Raw genomic sequence first — 15007 nt, 5'->3', positions numbered from 1 at the left:
CGCCGGGAAGGGCCTGCTGAGCGCCCCGGGCGCGCCGCCCCGCAGGTGCCGGGCGCCTGTGGACAGCCTGTGGAGAGCTTTGCGAAACATGCCTTCCGGTAATTAAGACGCATCCTGGGAGGGAGTGGACACGCATGCACGAGGCAGGGGACATCACGATGCGGGTACTTGTCGCCGAGGACGAGGAGATCCTGGCGGAGCTGGTCGCGACCGGGCTGCGCCGGGCCGGGTTCGCGGTCGACACGGTGTACAGCGGTGACGCGGCGCTCGCCTATCTCGGGCTGCACGACTACGACGTCGTCGTCCTCGACCGCGATCTGCCCCGGGTGCACGGCGACGACGTGGCCCGCAGACTGGTCGCCTCCGGCTCCCGGACCAGGATCCTGATGCTCACCGCCTCCGGGACCATGGAGGACCGCGTCGCCGGGCTCGACCTCGGCGCCGACGACTACGTGGCCAAGCCGTTCGAGTTCCCCGAACTGGTCTCACGGGTACGCGCGCTGCGGCGGCGCAGCGCCAGGCCCGTACCGCCGCAGCTGGAGCGGTACGGAATCCGGCTCGACACCGTACGGCGGGCCGCGTCCCGGGACGGCCGGGACCTGGATCTGTCACCGAAGGAGTTCACGGTGCTCCAGCTGCTCCTGGAGGCCGACGGCGGGACCGTCAGCGCGGAGGAGCTGCTGGAGCGGGCCTGGGACGCCAACGCCGACCCGTTCACCGGGGCCGTCCGTGTCTGCATGAGCAAGCTGCGCGGCAAGCTCGGTGAGCCCGCGCTGATCCGTACCGTGCAGGGCGTCGGGTACGCCCTGTGAGGCGGCGGCCCTGGCTCCCGCGGGTGCCCGGCGCGGCGAGGATGCCGCGCTCCACGATCCGGACCCGCATCGCCCTCGTGTACGGCGGGGTGTTCCTCGTCCTCGGGACGGCGCTGCTCGCCACCGTCAACCTGGCCTCCCGCGCCGGTACGGACTCCCAGGCGCGGGCCATCGCCTCCTCGGCGGCGGTCGTGCAGCCGGGTTACGCGGTGAACGGCCCCCTCATCACCCGTAGACGGCTCGGACCGCCCACCGTCTACGACCTCACCGACCATGTCAGCGACGCCGCCGGGCAGCAGCTCATGTACTGGTCGGTCGCCGCGCTGCTCGTGATGACGGCGTGCGCGGTCGGCGTGGGCTGGTGGACCGCGGGGCGGGTGCTGCGGCCCGTCCACGCGATGACCGCGAAGGCCCGCCGGCTCTCCGAGCACACCCTGCACGAGCGCATCGCGTCCAGCGGCCCCGACGACGAACTGAAGGAGCTGGGCGAGACGCTCGACGCGCTGCTGGCGCGGCTGGAGAAGGCGTTCGACAGCCAGCGGCGGTTCATCGCCAATGCCTCGCACGAGCTGCGGACCCCGCTGGCGACCCAGCGGGCGGCGATCCAGGTGGGGCTGGACGACCCGACCCCGGAGGATCTCGTCCGGACCCGGCAGATGCTCCTGGACGCCAACCGGCGCAGCGAGCGGCTCATCGAAGGGCTGCTGGTGCTGGCCCGCAGCGAACGCGGGCTGGCGTCGGGTGAGCGCGAGGCGGTCGGCTTCGCCCGGGTGGTGGAGGAGGAGGCCGCCCGGCAGCACTCCCGACTGCGCGCGGCGCGCCGGGCCCAGGGCGGGCCGGAGGCGGACGGGATCGACGTGCGGACCGTGGTGAGCGGGCCCTGCACCGTGCGGGGCAACCGGCTGCTGCTCGCCCAGTTGGTGACCAACCTGCTGGCCAACGCCGTGACGTACAACGTGCCCGGCGGGCAGGTGGAGGTGTCACTGACGGCGGAGGGGTGCCTGGCGGTGCGCAACACCGGCCCGATGGTGGCCGAGGCGGAGATCCCGGGGTTCTTCGAGCCGTTCCGGCGGGGCGAGGGCCGGGACCGGATGGGTCCGGGGTCCGGGCTCGGTCTCTCGATCGTACGTTCTATCGCTGAGGCCCACGGCGGTACGGTCACGGCGGTTCCGGGCCCGGAGGGCGGCCTCGCCGTGACCGTACGGCTACCGGTGGATCAGCCTCCGGTCACGGTCTCGCGGGCCGCGATCCAGGCGGGCAGCCCGGCCAGGATCTCCCGGTAGAGCTCGGCGTCGGTCACCTCGCGCGGGGCCGGGCCCGCGTGGAAGAAGCCGACGTTGTCGGCGTCCAGCTTCCGGAGGAAGTCGAAGCCCTTCGCGTCCTGCTCGCCGAACGCGACGAACTGGAAGAACAGCGGCAGCCGCGCGGCCTCGGCCAGCGCCTGCTTGGCCGCCTGCTTGGCGTCCGGCGGGCCGTCCGTCTGGAAGATCACCAGTGCGGGGCCGGTGGCCGCCGACTTCTCGTAGTGCGCGACGACCTCCTCGACGGCCCGGTGGTAGTGGGTACGGCCCAGGCGGCCGAGACCCGCGTGGAGCTCGTCGACCCGGCCCTCGTGGGCGGCGAGGTCGATCGTCCCGGTGCCGTCGATGTCGGTCGAGAAGAAGACGACGGGCACGGTGGCGCTCTCGTCGAGGTGCGCGGAGAGAGCCATGGCGCGGTCGCCCAGGTGCTGGGCGCTGCCGTCCTTGTAGAACGGCCGCATGGAGCCCGAGCGGTCCAGGACCAGGTAGACGGTGGCACGGAGCCCCGTCAGCCCGTGCGTCTTGAGCCCGGCCTGGGCCGCCTTGTACGGGGCGACGAGCTGGGGGGCGCGCGACTTGACCCGGGCCAGGGTGATGGCGGGCTTGCCGGGTGCGGGTGCGGGTGCAGCCGTGTCGGCGGGGGCCGGTGCGGTGGGTGCTTCCGGCGCGGCAGCGGGCTCGGCGGCTCGGGGGGTCTCGGGAGCCTCGACTGCCTCGGGGGCCTCGACGGCCTCGTGGGCGTCCGGGGTTTCGACGGGCTCAGGTGCCGTGACGGCTTCAGGTGCCTCGGCTTCAGGTGCCTCGACGGGCTCGGTCGCCGCCTGGAGAGCCGGCTCCGGCTCCGATGCCTGCTCCGGCTCGGTGACGCTCTCGGCGCCGGATTCGGTGCCGGATTCGGTGTCGGCTTCGGCGGTGACCGCAGGCGTGGGCTCGGCCTCTGCGCCTGCCTCGGCCCCGGCCTCGACCTCTGCCGCTGCCTCGGCCCCGGCGGCTGTCTGCGCCGGCGCCTCGGCGGCCGGTGCGGGCCTGGCCTCGGCCTCCGGTTCCGGCTCCAGGTCGATCGTGATCGGCTCCGGCGCGGTCTCCGGCTCCGCGTCCGGGGTCCTGTCGGCCTTGGCCGCCTCGACGGGCCCGGCCTTCGGCTTCGTCGGATCCGGGGACGAAGCCTGGGCCGGGACGGTCGGGGTGGCCGCCTTGTCGAAGGCCGCCGCGACCAGATCGGAGGCCAGCCCGCTCTCGGCGGAACCGGAACCGGAACCGGAGTCCGAACCGGAACCGGAACCGGAACCGGTGGCGGAGCCGGAGCCCGAACCGGCTGCGGCGGAGGAGACCGACGTCAGGGTGGAAGTGGAGGAAGGCGAGGCCGGGGCAGGAACCGAGGCCTTCGCTTCCGGCGCGGGTGCGGCCGCCGAAGTGGTCTCCGGCTCCGACTCCGTGGGCGGGGTGCGCTCGGCCTGGGGCGGGACGGTGGCCGTGGTCGGCTCGTCCTGCTCCGTTCGGCCGAACACCTTGCGCAGCAAGCTCCGAATGCCCATGGGCGAGGCCTTTCGCATGAGTTGGGTGCGGTAAATGTCCGACCTGCGGAGAATGATCCCTGACCAGGACGGATACGTAAGGTTAGCGGCCGGATCCGGCCGTTCGGCGGTGCGGCCCGCCCCCGGCACGGTTGAGCCGCGATCGATTTCCGGCCGGGCCGTGCCGGTGCCCCGGCGGATCATCAAGAGAGCAGCGGTGTCCCGGACTTCACCGTCCGTTCACCGGGAGTCCGTCGTACCGCGTGGATGCGCACCTACCGTCACGCAAGACACATAGATGGAGGGAAACCACGTGCGCAATCTGCTGCCGCTCATCAGCTCGCACCCGGGCGGGCGCTCTGCGCTGACCTGCCGCTTCCGCTGCGGTGACGCCTGCTTCAAGGAGATACCGAACACCAGCGACAACGAGTACGCGGGCGATGTCATCGCCGGTGCTCTGTCGCGTCGCTCGATGATGCGTGCCGCCGCCGTGGTGACCGTGGCCACTGCCGCCGGGACCGCCGCGCTGACCGGCCCGAACGTTCCGCAGGCCGAGGCCGCGGCGCTCGCCGGTCATGGCCACGGGCCCGGACACCCGCACCGGCCCACTCCCTCCGGTGCCCGCGGTCTGCGTTTCACGCCCGTGGCACCCAACAAGAACGACAAGGTCACCGTCCCGGACGGGTACGGTCAGAACGTGGTGATCCGCTGGGGCGAGCCGATCCTGCGCGGCGCGCCCGCCTTCAATCCGGACAAGCAGTCCGCGAAGGCGCAGGCGGGCCAGTTCGGTTACAACAACGACTTCCTCTCCCTGCTCCCGCTCCGCGGTGAGCGCGGCCGTCAGGTCCTGGTCGCCAACCACGAGTACACGGACGAGATCCTGATGTTCCGTGGATACGATCCGGCCAACCCGACCCGTGAGCAGGTCGAGATCGCCTGGGCGGCGCACGGACTCTCCGTGGTCGTCGTCCAGGAGGAGCACCGCACCGGCAAGCTCGGCCCGGTCAACCGGCACCCGCTCAACCGCCGGCTCACCGCGACCAGCGAATTCCGGGTCACCGGCCCGGCCGCCGGCAGTGCCCTGCTGCGTACGTCCGCCGACCGCACCGGCCGCAAGGTGCTCGGCACGCTCAACAACTGCGCGGGTGGCACCACGCCGTGGGGCACGACCCTGCACGGCGAGGAGAACTTCAACCAGTACTTCGCCAACGGTTCCACCGACACGCACAAGCGGTACGGCATCGCGGCGGGCGCCACGGAGCGCAAGTGGGAGCGTTTCGACAAGCGCTTCGACCTGGCCAAGGAGCCCAACGAGGCCAACCGCTTCGGCTGGGTCGTCGAACTGGACCCGTACGACCCGGACTCCACCCCGCGCAAGCGGACCGCTCTGGGCCGGTTCAAGCACGAGGCCGCCCAGCCCCGGCTGACCTCCGACGGGCGTCCGGTCGTCTACATGGGCGACGACGAGAAGTTCGACTACTTCTACAAGTTCGTCTCCAGCAAGCGGATGAAGAAGGGGAACTCGCGGGCGGCCCGCGAGCACAACCTCACGCTGCTGGACGAGGGCACGCTGTACGTCGCGAAGCTGACCGGCGACTCCCCGGTCGAGGAGTTCGACGGCACCGGAAAGCTGCCCAAGGACGGCGAGTTCGACGGCAGCGGGGTCTGGATTCCGCTCGCCACGGGCAACACCTCGCACGTGCCCGGCATGACCGCCGAGGAGGTGTACGTCTACACGCGCCTGGCCGGTGACAAGGTCGGTGCCACGAAGATGGACCGCCCCGAGGACGTCGAGCCCTCGCCGCGTACCGGCCGCGTGTACATCGCGCTCACCAACAACTCCGACCGCGGCAAGGCGGGCAAGGCCGGGGCGGACGAGGCGAACCCGCGCAACGCCAACAAGCACGGCCAGATCCTGGAGCTCGCCGAGAACTGGGACGACCCGGCGGGCGACGGCTTCGCCTGGCGGCTCTTCCTCGTCGCGGGCGACCCGAACGACCCGGCGACGTACTTCGCCGGCTTCCCCAAGGAGAAGGTCAGCCCGATCTCCTGCCCGGACAACGTGGCCTTCGATGACCACGGCAACCTGTGGATCTCCACGGACGGCAACCAACTGGGCTCGCACGACGGGCTGTTCGGGGTCGCCACCCAGGGTGATCGGCGCGGGGAGCTGAAGCAGTTCCTGACCGTGCCGACCGGCGCCGAGACGTGTGGTCCGCTCATCCAGGACCGCCGGGTCCTGGTCGCCGTGCAGCACCCCGGTGAGGTCGACGGCGCGTCCGTCGAGAAGCCGGCGAGCAGTTGGCCCGACGGTCCCGGGAAGATCGTCCGCCCGTCGGTCGTCGCCGTCTGGCGCAAGGACGGCCGCGACATCGGCGTCTGAGACCGGACGCGCTTTCGTCAGGGGAGTCAGTCACGCGTGTCGGGCCCGCACCGGATCGGTGCGGGCCCGACACGCGTCCCCCGCGTCCTGTCCGGTGCCCCGCGTGCCCGGCGCACCGGGCCGGACAGCCCTTAGAGTCGGACCCATGGTTTCCGGTGACGCACCACAGACGGAGGGAAGCGTCCGGGTCGACGTCTGGATCTGGTCGGTCCGGCTGACGAAGACCCGTTCGCAGGCCGCTGCCGCCTGCCGGGCAGGACATGTGAAGGTCGGCGGGGTACGGGCCAAGCCCGCCCAGACGGTCGGCGTCGGCGACGAGGTGCGGCTCCGGCACGCGGGGCGGGACCGGATCGTCGTCGTGTCGAAGATCGTGAAGAAGCGGGTCGGCCCGCCGGTCGCGGCGGAGTGCTTCGTCGACAACAGTCCGCCCCCGCCGCCGCGTGAGGTGGCGATCGAGGTACCGGTCCGGGACCGGGGCGCCGGCCGGCCGACCAAGCGCGACCGGCGGGAGATGGAACGCCTCCAGGGCCGCGCCCCGGAACAGGCGCCCGGCCCGCGGCACTGATCCGTACGGCTCCTGCGGGCTCCTGCGGTCCTCGTACGCGTCCGGTCGGGTGTTTCACGTGAAACACCCGACCGGGGGCGGTGGTGGCCGAGGTGGGCCGAGCCCGTACGGGGCCGGGCGGGAGCCGCCGCGAGGCCGGGCCGGTCAGGGCTGGGGCGAGGCGATGGCGCGGGCCGCCGCCACCTCCTGGCGCAGCGGCTCAAGGACACTGCCCTCGTCGCCCGGCAGCTCGGCCCGCACCTCCACCAGGACCTCGCTGCTCCGGATGCCGTCGGCCAGCTCCCGCAGCTGCCGCTCGATCCCTGACACCTCGTCGGGCGAGGGCTCCGGAACGCCGTGGTTCACCCGGACCCGGGCCGCCGTCGTCGCGTCCACGATCCGTTCGACGGCGACGACGAGTGGCCACCAGGCGGCGGCCCGGGTGCCGACCGGGGGCGGTTCCGTCAGGGCCCGCTGGAACTCGGACCGTACGGAGGACAGGTCGCGGTAGAGACGGCGGCGGGCCCGTACCCGTTCGGCCTGGTCGGTGCCGTGGCCGTCGAAGCCGCAGGCCACGTAGTCGGCGATGTCCGTCACGGCGTCGGCGAGCCGGGAGCCGATCCGCGTGTGCCAGCTCTCCGGCCACAGCAGATAGCCCGCGATCAGCACGATTCCGCAGCCGATCAGACTGTCCAGGAAGCGTGGCCAGACCAGGCCCACGCCCTCATGGTTCAGCAGGTCCGACAGCAGCAGGATCACCGGAGTGATGGCCGCGGTCTGGAAGGCGTACCCCTTCGCCGTGAGCACCGGGATCAGCGCCGCGAGCACCACCATCACGGGCACGTCCCACCACCCGATCGGTACCGCGGACAGCACCGGGGCGGCGATGACCAGCCCGGCCGCCGTCCCCACCGCGCGCAGCACGGCACGCGAGAACACCGAACCGAAGTCGGGCTTCAGGACGAATGTGACGGTCAGCGCGACCCAGTACGAGCGGGGCACCGGGATCAGCGAGGTGAGCGCCTGCGCCAGACCGATGCAGAGGGCCAGCCGGAGCCCGTACCGCCAGGACGTGCTGGACAGGAGCACACTGCGGGTCGTCCGCCGGATCCGTACACCGAGCGCGGCGGGCCGTCCGAGCCGGTCGTCCACGTTGTACGGGTCGGGGTCGGCCTTGTGCACGACGGTCGCCGTGTGCCGCAGCGCGCTGTCCACCGCACGGGCCTCGGGGGAGTCCGGTTCGGGCAGCCGGAGTTCGGGCTCGCCGGTACGGCTCCGCTCGACGTCGTCCGCCAGTTCGCGGACCGCCGCCGGGATCTCGGCGGGCAGCGGGTGGCGGCGCAGATGGACGGCGGGTGCCGCCTCGACGAGCGGGATGACGACATTGAGCTGCGACAGGAGCCGCACCATGGGGGCGCTGCGCCCGTGGTAGCGGGCACGGCGGGCGAGGATCAGGTCGTAGGAGGTGTTGAGCGACTGGGTGACGGCCTGGCGTTGCTGCTCGTACTCCGGGGTCGCGGCGGCCGTCAGCAGATCGGCGATGGACCGGTAGGTGTCGGCGACCGCGACGCGTTCGGGGAGCTTGCCGCGGAACGGCCAGGAGAGCAGGGTCAGGACCAGCACCACCAGGCCGCCGAGGGTCAGCAGCAGGGGTGCCACCCACCAGGGGTCCGGCATCGGCAGGCCGGCGCCGACCACCGCGTTGAGCAGGAGCAGCAGGCCGGCGACGGAGGCGACGGCGCCGATCGTCGACATCATGCCGGAGACCAGGCCGACGAGGGTCAGTACGGCGACGGCCGCCCAGCCGGTCCCGAACACGAAGGTGCCCAGCATGATGCCGAGGGCCCCGAACAGTTGCGGCACGGCGATGTTGAGGATCCGCATGCGGTAGGCGTCGGCGGTGTCGCCGATGACGCCGGACAGGGCGCCCATCGACACGAGTGCGCCGTACGCTGGCCGGTCGGCGGCGAAGCCGACGGCCAGCGGGGCGGCCAGGGCGACGGAGGCGCGCAGGACCGCGGCCCGGTGAATGGGCGTGGGCTGCGGGAGCAGCCCGTTCAGCAGCCAGGGCGGTGGTGCCGCGCGCTTCCGTTCGGGTTCCGCCTCCGTTTCGGCATCCGCGTCGGCGGAGTCGTCGGCCGTGGCCACTGCGTACCCCCTGGCTGTTCTTCGAGGTCTCCGGTCAGCTCTGGTAGCCCTCCACCTCGTCGGCGGGGCGGACCCTCGCCACGGACGGGTCCTCGCCGAATTCGCTGAGGGCGCGCCGCTGACGCAACAGGTCCCAGCACTGATCGAGTTGGATCTCCACCGTACGCAGGCGCGCTTTCTCCTCCGCCGACAGGCCCGGATTCCCGGTGGACCGGTCGCGCAGGGCCCGCTCCTCGGCGACCAGTCCGTCGATGTTCTCGAAGATGTCGCGGTCGGCCATGGGGTTCCTCCGTTGGAGTCTGGTGGGTGCGGTGAGAGCCGGTGACGGGGTCAGAGGGCGAAGACGGTTTTGCCGCGGGCGCCGCCCGCGCGGTTCCTGGCGAGGGCCTGCGGGGCCTTCTCCAGGGGGAGTTCGATGTCGACGGGGCTGCGCAGCGCGCCCGACAGGGCTCCGGCGGCGAGGACGTCGAGCAGACCGGGGGCCGGGGCGAGCCGGAAGCCGACGCACTCCACCCCGGGGGGAGGCGCGGCCCGTCCGGCGACCGGGCGGGTGGTGAGCGCGACTCCGCCGTCGCGCACGAGGGCGGAGGCCGCGGTGAAGGCGGCCGGGTCGGCGGAGACCAGGTCGACGAGGGCGTCGGCCCCGTCCGGTGACAGCTCCCGCAGTCCCGCTTCGAGAGCCCCGGGCCCGGCGGTGGTGTCGATGGTGGCGGTCGCGCCGAGGGCGGCCATCCGCCGGTCCTCGTCGCCGCGCACCACCGCGATCACCCGCACACCGCGGGCGGCGGCGAGCTGGGTCAGATAGCTGCCGACACCGCCCGCCGCTCCGACGACGAGCAGGGTCCCGCCGCTGCCGACCCGCACGGCCGAGAGGATCTGCGCGGCGCTCATCCCGGCGGACGGGAGCGCCGCCGCGACCTGGAGCGGAAGGTCACGGGGGGCGAGGGCGACCGGGGAGTTCTGCGGTACCGACACGTACTCGCTGTACGTCCCCTGTCCCACGGGCGGACGCGTCACGCGGCCGAAGACGGGGTCACCCACCCGGAACCGGTTCCCGCCCCTGCCGATCATGTCCACCCGGCCCGCGAAGTCCACGCCCAGGACCAGGGGAAAGACATGCGGGGCGGTGCCTTCCAGGGCTCCGTCCGCGGTCTGCCAGTCGAGCGGGTTGAGCGCGGCGTACTCGATCCGCACCCGGACCTCGCCGGCTCCGGGCTCCGGCTTGGGGATCTCGACCGGGCGCGGCTCCGTACGGAACGCGCTGACCGCGATGGCTCGCATGGGGGATGACCTCTCCGTCGCGCCCGGTACTGTCGCGCCCGGTACTCACGAGTCCCACTGTCGCCCGGCCCACGCCCGCCCGCACGTCGGGTCCGCCCGCCCGCGCGAGGCCCCGCCGGCCCGGGTGACGCCCGCCCGCACGGCGGCTGCGCTAGCCCGTCGGAACGCCGGGGTCCGTCCGTTCCGGCCGCGCTGCCCGGCGACGCGCCGACAGCCGCACCACGGCCGCCCCCACCAGCAGGACGGCGCCCACGGCCAGCACCACCCACACGGTCGTCCGCAGCGACGCGGTCAGTGCGTCGAGGACGGCCGCGGCCGCGTCCCGGTCGCCGTCCGGCACCCCGTCCAGCACCCGGTCGCGACCGACGGCGACCAGCACCCACAGCATGACCGCTCCGGCCACGAACCCCGCCCCGACGACCGCCGCGGCCGTCAGTGCGGCCCGCCGGCCACCACGCACCGTCGCGATGCCCACCACCAGCACCAGGAGCACCAGGGTTCCCACGGCCGGCCAGACGCTGCCGTCCCGCAGCAGGCGGAACGAGCCGCGGAGGTCGTCGGCCTGATCGGCGGTCAGCACCGTGATCCGTGTGTGCCGGACGGTGATCCGGTCCGCGAACGGGACCCCGTCGCGTACCAGTTCCTGCTTGACCTGCTCGATCACGGGCGCCAGATCGATGGTCACGGCCTCCCCGCTCTCACCGTCCAGGGCCGCGGCCACCGCCTCGTACGCGGCGCGGTTGGCGGTGTCCCAGGCCGTATGGAACGCCTCGGTGGTGGTGAACGACCGCACGGTCTCGTGGAGGAGGCTCCGGGCGGTGTCCTGGAGCGGTCCGAGGTCGATCCGCCTCATCGCCTCGTCGGTGATCCGCTCGGCCACGGTGTTCTGCACGGCGGGATCGGAGGCGAGCGGGGAGACGGTGGCCAGGTACCGGTCGGTGTCGTCGATCTCCAGGTCGACCCAGGCGGAAAGCGCGCTCAGGGGCACCAGGACGGCGAGAAGAAGGAAGAGCGCTGCCGACAGGGCCGCTGAGAGGGAGGTCCGCACACCCCCAGCAAATCCCCTGCGCGGGCCGCACGCCGCAGGCCGTACGCCATTCGAGTTGCCGTCCGGCGTGGTCGGGTGTGCGCTGGAGGGACGGGGGCGCGCGACGGGGGAGAGGGAAGGAGCTGTCCGCCATGGCCACACACGCAGCCATGCCGACCCGTGGGGGCTCGCGGGTCCGCGCACGGGCACGCCATCACAGTCCGCTCGCCTGGGCCCTGCCGCTCACGCTGGGCGTGATCTTCGGCTTCTACGCGGCCTTCATCCGCCGCGACGGCGGCCCGAGCACCGGCGGGCAGGTGGTGCTCGGGCTGGTCTCCGGAGCGGCGCTGGCCGCGCTCTGCTTCGTACTGGGCCGGATCCAGCACGCGCTGCCACGTGAGCTGAGAGCCGCGGCCTACGGCGGGCTGACCGCCTGCGCGATCGGATTCCTGGTCAGTCTCACCGATACCAGCGTGCTGCGGTCCACCGTGCTGGGACTGGTGGTCGGGGCCGTGATGCTGTGCGCCTCGTTCTATGTCTTCTACACCAGGGAGGACTGAGCGTTCCGCACCGGGCGGGACCGAGCGAGCGGTCCTGCTCCCTCCGCGGGCGTGGCCGCCAGATTCCGTCTGGCGACCGCGCCCCGTCGTCTGGCGCCCCTGGGGTGAGGGAGCCGCGAGCCGGTCCCCTCCGGGAGCCACGGGCACGGGTCCGCCGGTCAGTACGGGGTGGCACAGCTGGGACCGGACCTCGGCGCACCCCGCCCATCGACGTACAAGGAACGGAACATGAGTACTGAACTGGCCATCGAGACCGCGGGGCTGGTGAAGACCTTCGGCGAGAACCGCGCGGTGGACGGCGTTGACCTGGCTGTCCCGACCGGCACGGTCTACGGGGTCCTCGGACCCAACGGCGCCGGGAAGACCACCACCGTACGGATGCTCGCGACGCTGCTGCGGCCGGACGGCGGCGAGGCGCGGGTGTTCGGCAACGACGTCGTGAAGGACGCCGACGCCGTCCGCGGCCGGGTCAGCCTCACCGGGCAGTACGCCTCGGTCGACGAGGACCTGACCGGCAGCGAGAACCTGGTGCTGCTCGGACGCCTCCTCGGGCACGCCAAGCCGGCCGCCCGGACCCGGGCGGAGCAGCTGCTGGAGGGCTTCGGGCTGACCGGGGCGGCGGGAAAGCAGGTGAAGAACTACTCGGGCGGCATGCGGCGCCGGATCGACATCGCCGCCTCCATCCTGAACACTCCGGACCTGCTCTTCCTCGACGAGCCGACGACCGGTCTCGATCCGCGCAGCCGCAACCAGGTGTGGGACATCGTGCGGACGGTCGTCGCCCAGGGCACCACGGTCCTGCTCACCACCCAGTATCTGGACGAGGCGGACCAGCTGGCGTCCCGGATCGCCGTCATCGACCACGGCAAGGTGATCGCGGAGGGGACCAAGGGCGAGCTGAAGGCCTCGGTCGGATCGGGCACCGTCCATCTGCGGCTGCGCGACCCCGCGCAGCGGCCCGAGGCCGAGCGGGTGCTGGCGAGCGCCCTGGACGCGACGGTCCAGCGGGAACCGGACCCCCTGGTGCTGACGGCCCGGGTCACGGGGAACGGAACCGAGCGGGGCGCGGCGGCGCAGGCCGCACGGGCGCTGGCGGAACTGGCCAGGTCCGGCATCACCGTCGACAACTTCTCGCTGGGACAGCCCAGCCTCGACGAGGTCTTCCTCGCACTCACGGACAAGAAGGGGGCGGCGGCATGAGCACCACGACTGCCAGGACGGAACTCGACGAGGTCGCGCTCGCCGCACCGGACGCGGAGCGGCTCGCGTCCCTTCTGGTGGGTCGGGAACGGCCGCCGAGGCCGAGCGCGCTGTCGGCCTCCGTCACCTTCGGGTGGCGGGCCATGCTGAAGATCAAGCATGTGCCGGACCAGCTGTTCGATGTGACGGCGTTCCCGATCATGCTGGTCCTGATGTACACGTACCTCTTCGGCGGGGCGCTGGCCGGCTCGACCGGGGAGTACATCCAGTTCCTGCTGCCCGGCATCCTGGTGATGAGCGTCGTGATGATCACGATGTACACCGGGATCTCGGTCAACACCGACATCGCCAAGGGCGTCTTCGACCGCTTCCGTACGCTGCCGATCTGGCGGCCCGCGCCGATGGTCGGCTACCTGCTGGGCGATGTGCTGCGTTATGTGCTGGCCTCACTGGTGATGCTCGTCGTCGGCATGATCATCGGCTTCCGGCCGGACGGCGGAGTGGTCGGGATGGTGGCGGGCGTGGCCCTGCTGCTGGTGTTCTCGTTCTCGTTCTCCTGGATCTGGACGATGTTCGGACTGCTGCTGAAGTCCGAGAAGTCGGTGATGGGCGTCAGCATGATGGTGATCTTCCCGCTGACGTTCCTGAGCAATGTGTTCGTCGACCCGAAGACGATGCCGGGCTGGCTCCAGGCCTTCGTGAACAACAGCCCGGTCACCCATCTGGCCTCGGCGGTACGTGAGCTGATGGCCGGGAACCGGCCCACCGTGGAGATCGCCTGGACGCTCGGCTGGGCCGCGCTGTTCGTGGCGGTGTTCGGCCCGGTGACGATGCGGCTCTACAACCGCAAGTGACGGGCCGCGCCCGGCGGGCGTACGGCGGACGTCATGGACACCGCCCCGGACCTCGGCGTTCCGTTCCGGCGGCGCATCCTTGACCTTCCCCGCGGGGGAGGCCCCAGCATCGGTGGGGCCGGGCGGGAAGACGTCCGGTACGAGGAGGTACGTGGTGGAACGCGGGGGCCGTGCGGCGGGCGGTCTGGTGACGATCGGGGAGTTCGCCCGGTTGTCCCGGCTCTCCGCCAAGGCGCTGCGACGCTACGACGAACTGGGCCTGCTCCGCCCCGCCCTGGTCGATCCGGGGAACGGCTACCGGTACTACGACCGGGCACAGGTGGAGACGGCCCGGCTGGTGGCGTGGCTGCGCAGGGTCGGCATGCCGCTCAGCCGGATCACCGCGGTGGTGGCGCTCGACCCGGGCGCCGCCGCTGCGGAGATCCGGGCCTACTGGGCGCGGGTGGAGACCGAGACGGCGGCCCGTCGCGATCTGGCGACGTTCCTCATCGACCATCTGACAGCGGAGGAAGTCGCGATGCCGAGGACGCCGGACGACGCACGGGGCGGCAACGATTCATACGCGCACGACGGTCCCGGCCGCGGGGCCGGAGCCGGAACCGCGGGGCGGGGCGGGGCCGGGGCCGGGCTGGGCACGCTCGGCATCCGGTACGCGGCGCTCACCGAGAGGGGGTCGGTGCGGGAGTCCAACCAGGACGCGGCCTACGCGGGGGCCCGGTTGCTGGCCGTCGCCGACGGCTTCGGGGAGAGCGGCGCCGAGGCGAGCGCGGCGGCCCTCGACGCGCTGAAACCGGCCGCCCAGGGGGTGGTCGGCGCCGCGGACCTGCTCAACGCGCTGGAGGACGCGGCGGACCGCGCGTCCCGGGCGGTCCGGGACGCCGTGGCTGGGCGTCCCGCGCCGGAGGAGTCGGGGACCACACTCACCGCGATGGTGTGGACCGGCTCCCGGCTGGGACTGGTGCACATCGGGGACTCGCGGGCCTATCTGCTGCGGGACGGCGAGCTGTTCCGGATCACGCACGACCACAGCCTGGTCCAGTCGATGATCGACGACGGTGTGCTGACCGCCGAGGAGGCGCGCTCCCACCCGCAGCGCGCGCTCCTGCTCAAGGCGCTGGCGGGCGGCGCCGGCACGGTGCGGACCCGGCCCGACGTCCGGCTGCGCGAGGCCCGTCCCGGTGACCGCTACCTCCTGTGCTCGGACGGGCTGTCGGCGGTGGTGGACGAGGGGGACCTGCGCCGGGCGGTCATCGCGGCGGACGGTCCCGACACGGCCGTACGGGATCTGGCGGCCCTGGCCGCGGACGCCGGAGGTCCCGACAACGTGGCGTGTGTCGTCGCCGATGTCGTGGCGCTGTGAGGGGGGCGCGCCAGGGCCGTCCG

Annotated in this window: 13 protein-coding genes; 8 read left to right on the top strand and 5 right to left on the bottom strand. The window is 72.6% G+C overall.

The genetic code is table 11. The features are described 5' to 3' along the window. Positions 1 to 158 precede the first annotated feature (158 nt). Positions 159 to 812 (top strand): response regulator transcription factor, encoded by a 654-nt coding sequence (locus tag ABT170_RS05625; RefSeq protein ID WP_329944939.1) that lies wholly within the window; start codon positions 159 to 161, stop codon positions 810 to 812. A 41-nt stretch (positions 813 to 853) separates the two neighbouring features. Then, a complete protein-coding gene (locus ABT170_RS05620; protein WP_502970483.1) occupies positions 854 to 2095 on the top strand; it encodes a sensor histidine kinase in 1242 nt (413 codons plus the stop codon). Here ABT170_RS05620 and ABT170_RS05615 read toward each other — a convergent pair. Next, the gene (locus tag ABT170_RS05615) at positions 2029 to 3648 is read right to left on the bottom strand and encodes a VWA domain-containing protein (RefSeq protein WP_351864305.1); all 1620 of its coding nucleotides are present in this window, start codon (positions 3646 to 3648) and stop codon (positions 2029 to 2031) included. The genes ABT170_RS05620 and ABT170_RS05615 overlap by 67 nt on opposite strands. A gap of 292 nt (positions 3649 to 3940) precedes the next feature. Between ABT170_RS05615 and ABT170_RS05610 the strand changes: the two genes are divergently transcribed. Further along, positions 3941 to 6010 (top strand): PhoX family protein, encoded by a 2070-nt coding sequence (locus ABT170_RS05610; RefSeq protein ID WP_329944938.1) that lies wholly within the window; start codon positions 3941 to 3943, stop codon positions 6008 to 6010. Positions 6011 to 6155: 145 nt separating this feature from the next. Then, positions 6156 to 6575, top strand: coding sequence for an RNA-binding S4 domain-containing protein (locus tag ABT170_RS05605; protein ID WP_266922279.1), 420 nt, complete (start codon positions 6156 to 6158; stop codon positions 6573 to 6575). 144 nt (positions 6576 to 6719) lie between these two features. On the opposite strand, the gene ABT170_RS05600 is transcribed toward ABT170_RS05605, so the two are convergent. The 4 genes from ABT170_RS05600 to ABT170_RS05585 all read right to left on the bottom strand — a co-directional run bounded on the left by ABT170_RS05600 (position 6720) and on the right by ABT170_RS05585 (position 11031). After that, the gene (locus ABT170_RS05600) at positions 6720 to 8618 is read right to left on the bottom strand and encodes an FUSC family protein (protein ID WP_502970482.1); all 1899 of its coding nucleotides are present in this window, start codon (positions 8616 to 8618) and stop codon (positions 6720 to 6722) included. Between the two features lie 118 nt (positions 8619 to 8736). Further along, positions 8737 to 8982 carry a DUF2630 family protein gene (locus ABT170_RS05595; RefSeq protein ID WP_266922280.1) on the bottom strand — a complete coding sequence of 82 codons (246 nt, stop codon included), beginning with the start codon at positions 8980 to 8982 and terminating at the stop codon, positions 8737 to 8739. A 50-nt stretch (positions 8983 to 9032) separates the two neighbouring features. Further along, the gene (locus ABT170_RS05590) at positions 9033 to 9983 is read right to left on the bottom strand and encodes an NADP-dependent oxidoreductase (protein ID WP_329944619.1); all 951 of its coding nucleotides are present in this window, start codon (positions 9981 to 9983) and stop codon (positions 9033 to 9035) included. Between the two features lie 151 nt (positions 9984 to 10134). After that, on the bottom strand, positions 10135 to 11031 hold the full coding sequence (locus ABT170_RS05585) for a hypothetical protein (RefSeq protein ID WP_351864300.1): 897 nt from the start codon (positions 11029 to 11031) through the stop codon (positions 10135 to 10137). 131 nt (positions 11032 to 11162) lie between these two features. On the opposite strand from ABT170_RS05585, the gene ABT170_RS05580 reads away from it, so the two are divergent. The 4 genes from ABT170_RS05580 to ABT170_RS05565 all read left to right on the top strand — a co-directional run bounded on the left by ABT170_RS05580 (position 11163) and on the right by ABT170_RS05565 (position 14984). Further along, a complete protein-coding gene (locus tag ABT170_RS05580) occupies positions 11163 to 11570 on the top strand; it encodes a hypothetical protein (RefSeq protein WP_351864297.1) in 408 nt (135 codons plus the stop codon). A gap of 228 nt (positions 11571 to 11798) precedes the next feature. Beyond that, positions 11799 to 12770: an ATP-binding cassette domain-containing protein gene (locus ABT170_RS05575; RefSeq protein WP_329944616.1), complete on the top strand. Its 972-nt coding sequence runs from the start codon at positions 11799 to 11801 to the stop codon at positions 12768 to 12770. Further along, positions 12767 to 13624, top strand: a complete 858-nt coding sequence (locus ABT170_RS05570) for an ABC transporter permease (RefSeq protein WP_329944615.1) — start codon at positions 12767 to 12769, stop codon at positions 13622 to 13624. The genes ABT170_RS05575 and ABT170_RS05570 overlap by 4 nt, the downstream gene beginning before the upstream one ends. Before the next feature lie 154 nt (positions 13625 to 13778). After that, positions 13779 to 14984 carry a MerR family transcriptional regulator gene (locus ABT170_RS05565; protein WP_351864292.1) on the top strand — a complete coding sequence of 402 codons (1206 nt, stop codon included), beginning with the start codon at positions 13779 to 13781 and terminating at the stop codon, positions 14982 to 14984. Positions 14985 to 15007 lie beyond the last annotated feature (23 nt).

The sequence above is a fragment of the Streptomyces sp. NPDC001787 genome (assembly GCF_040297465.1).
Taxonomy (GTDB): Bacteria; Actinomycetota; Actinomycetes; order Streptomycetales; family Streptomycetaceae; genus Streptomyces.
Note: the sequence above shows the minus strand (reverse complement) of the source record. Positions and strands in the feature narration are given on the sequence as shown.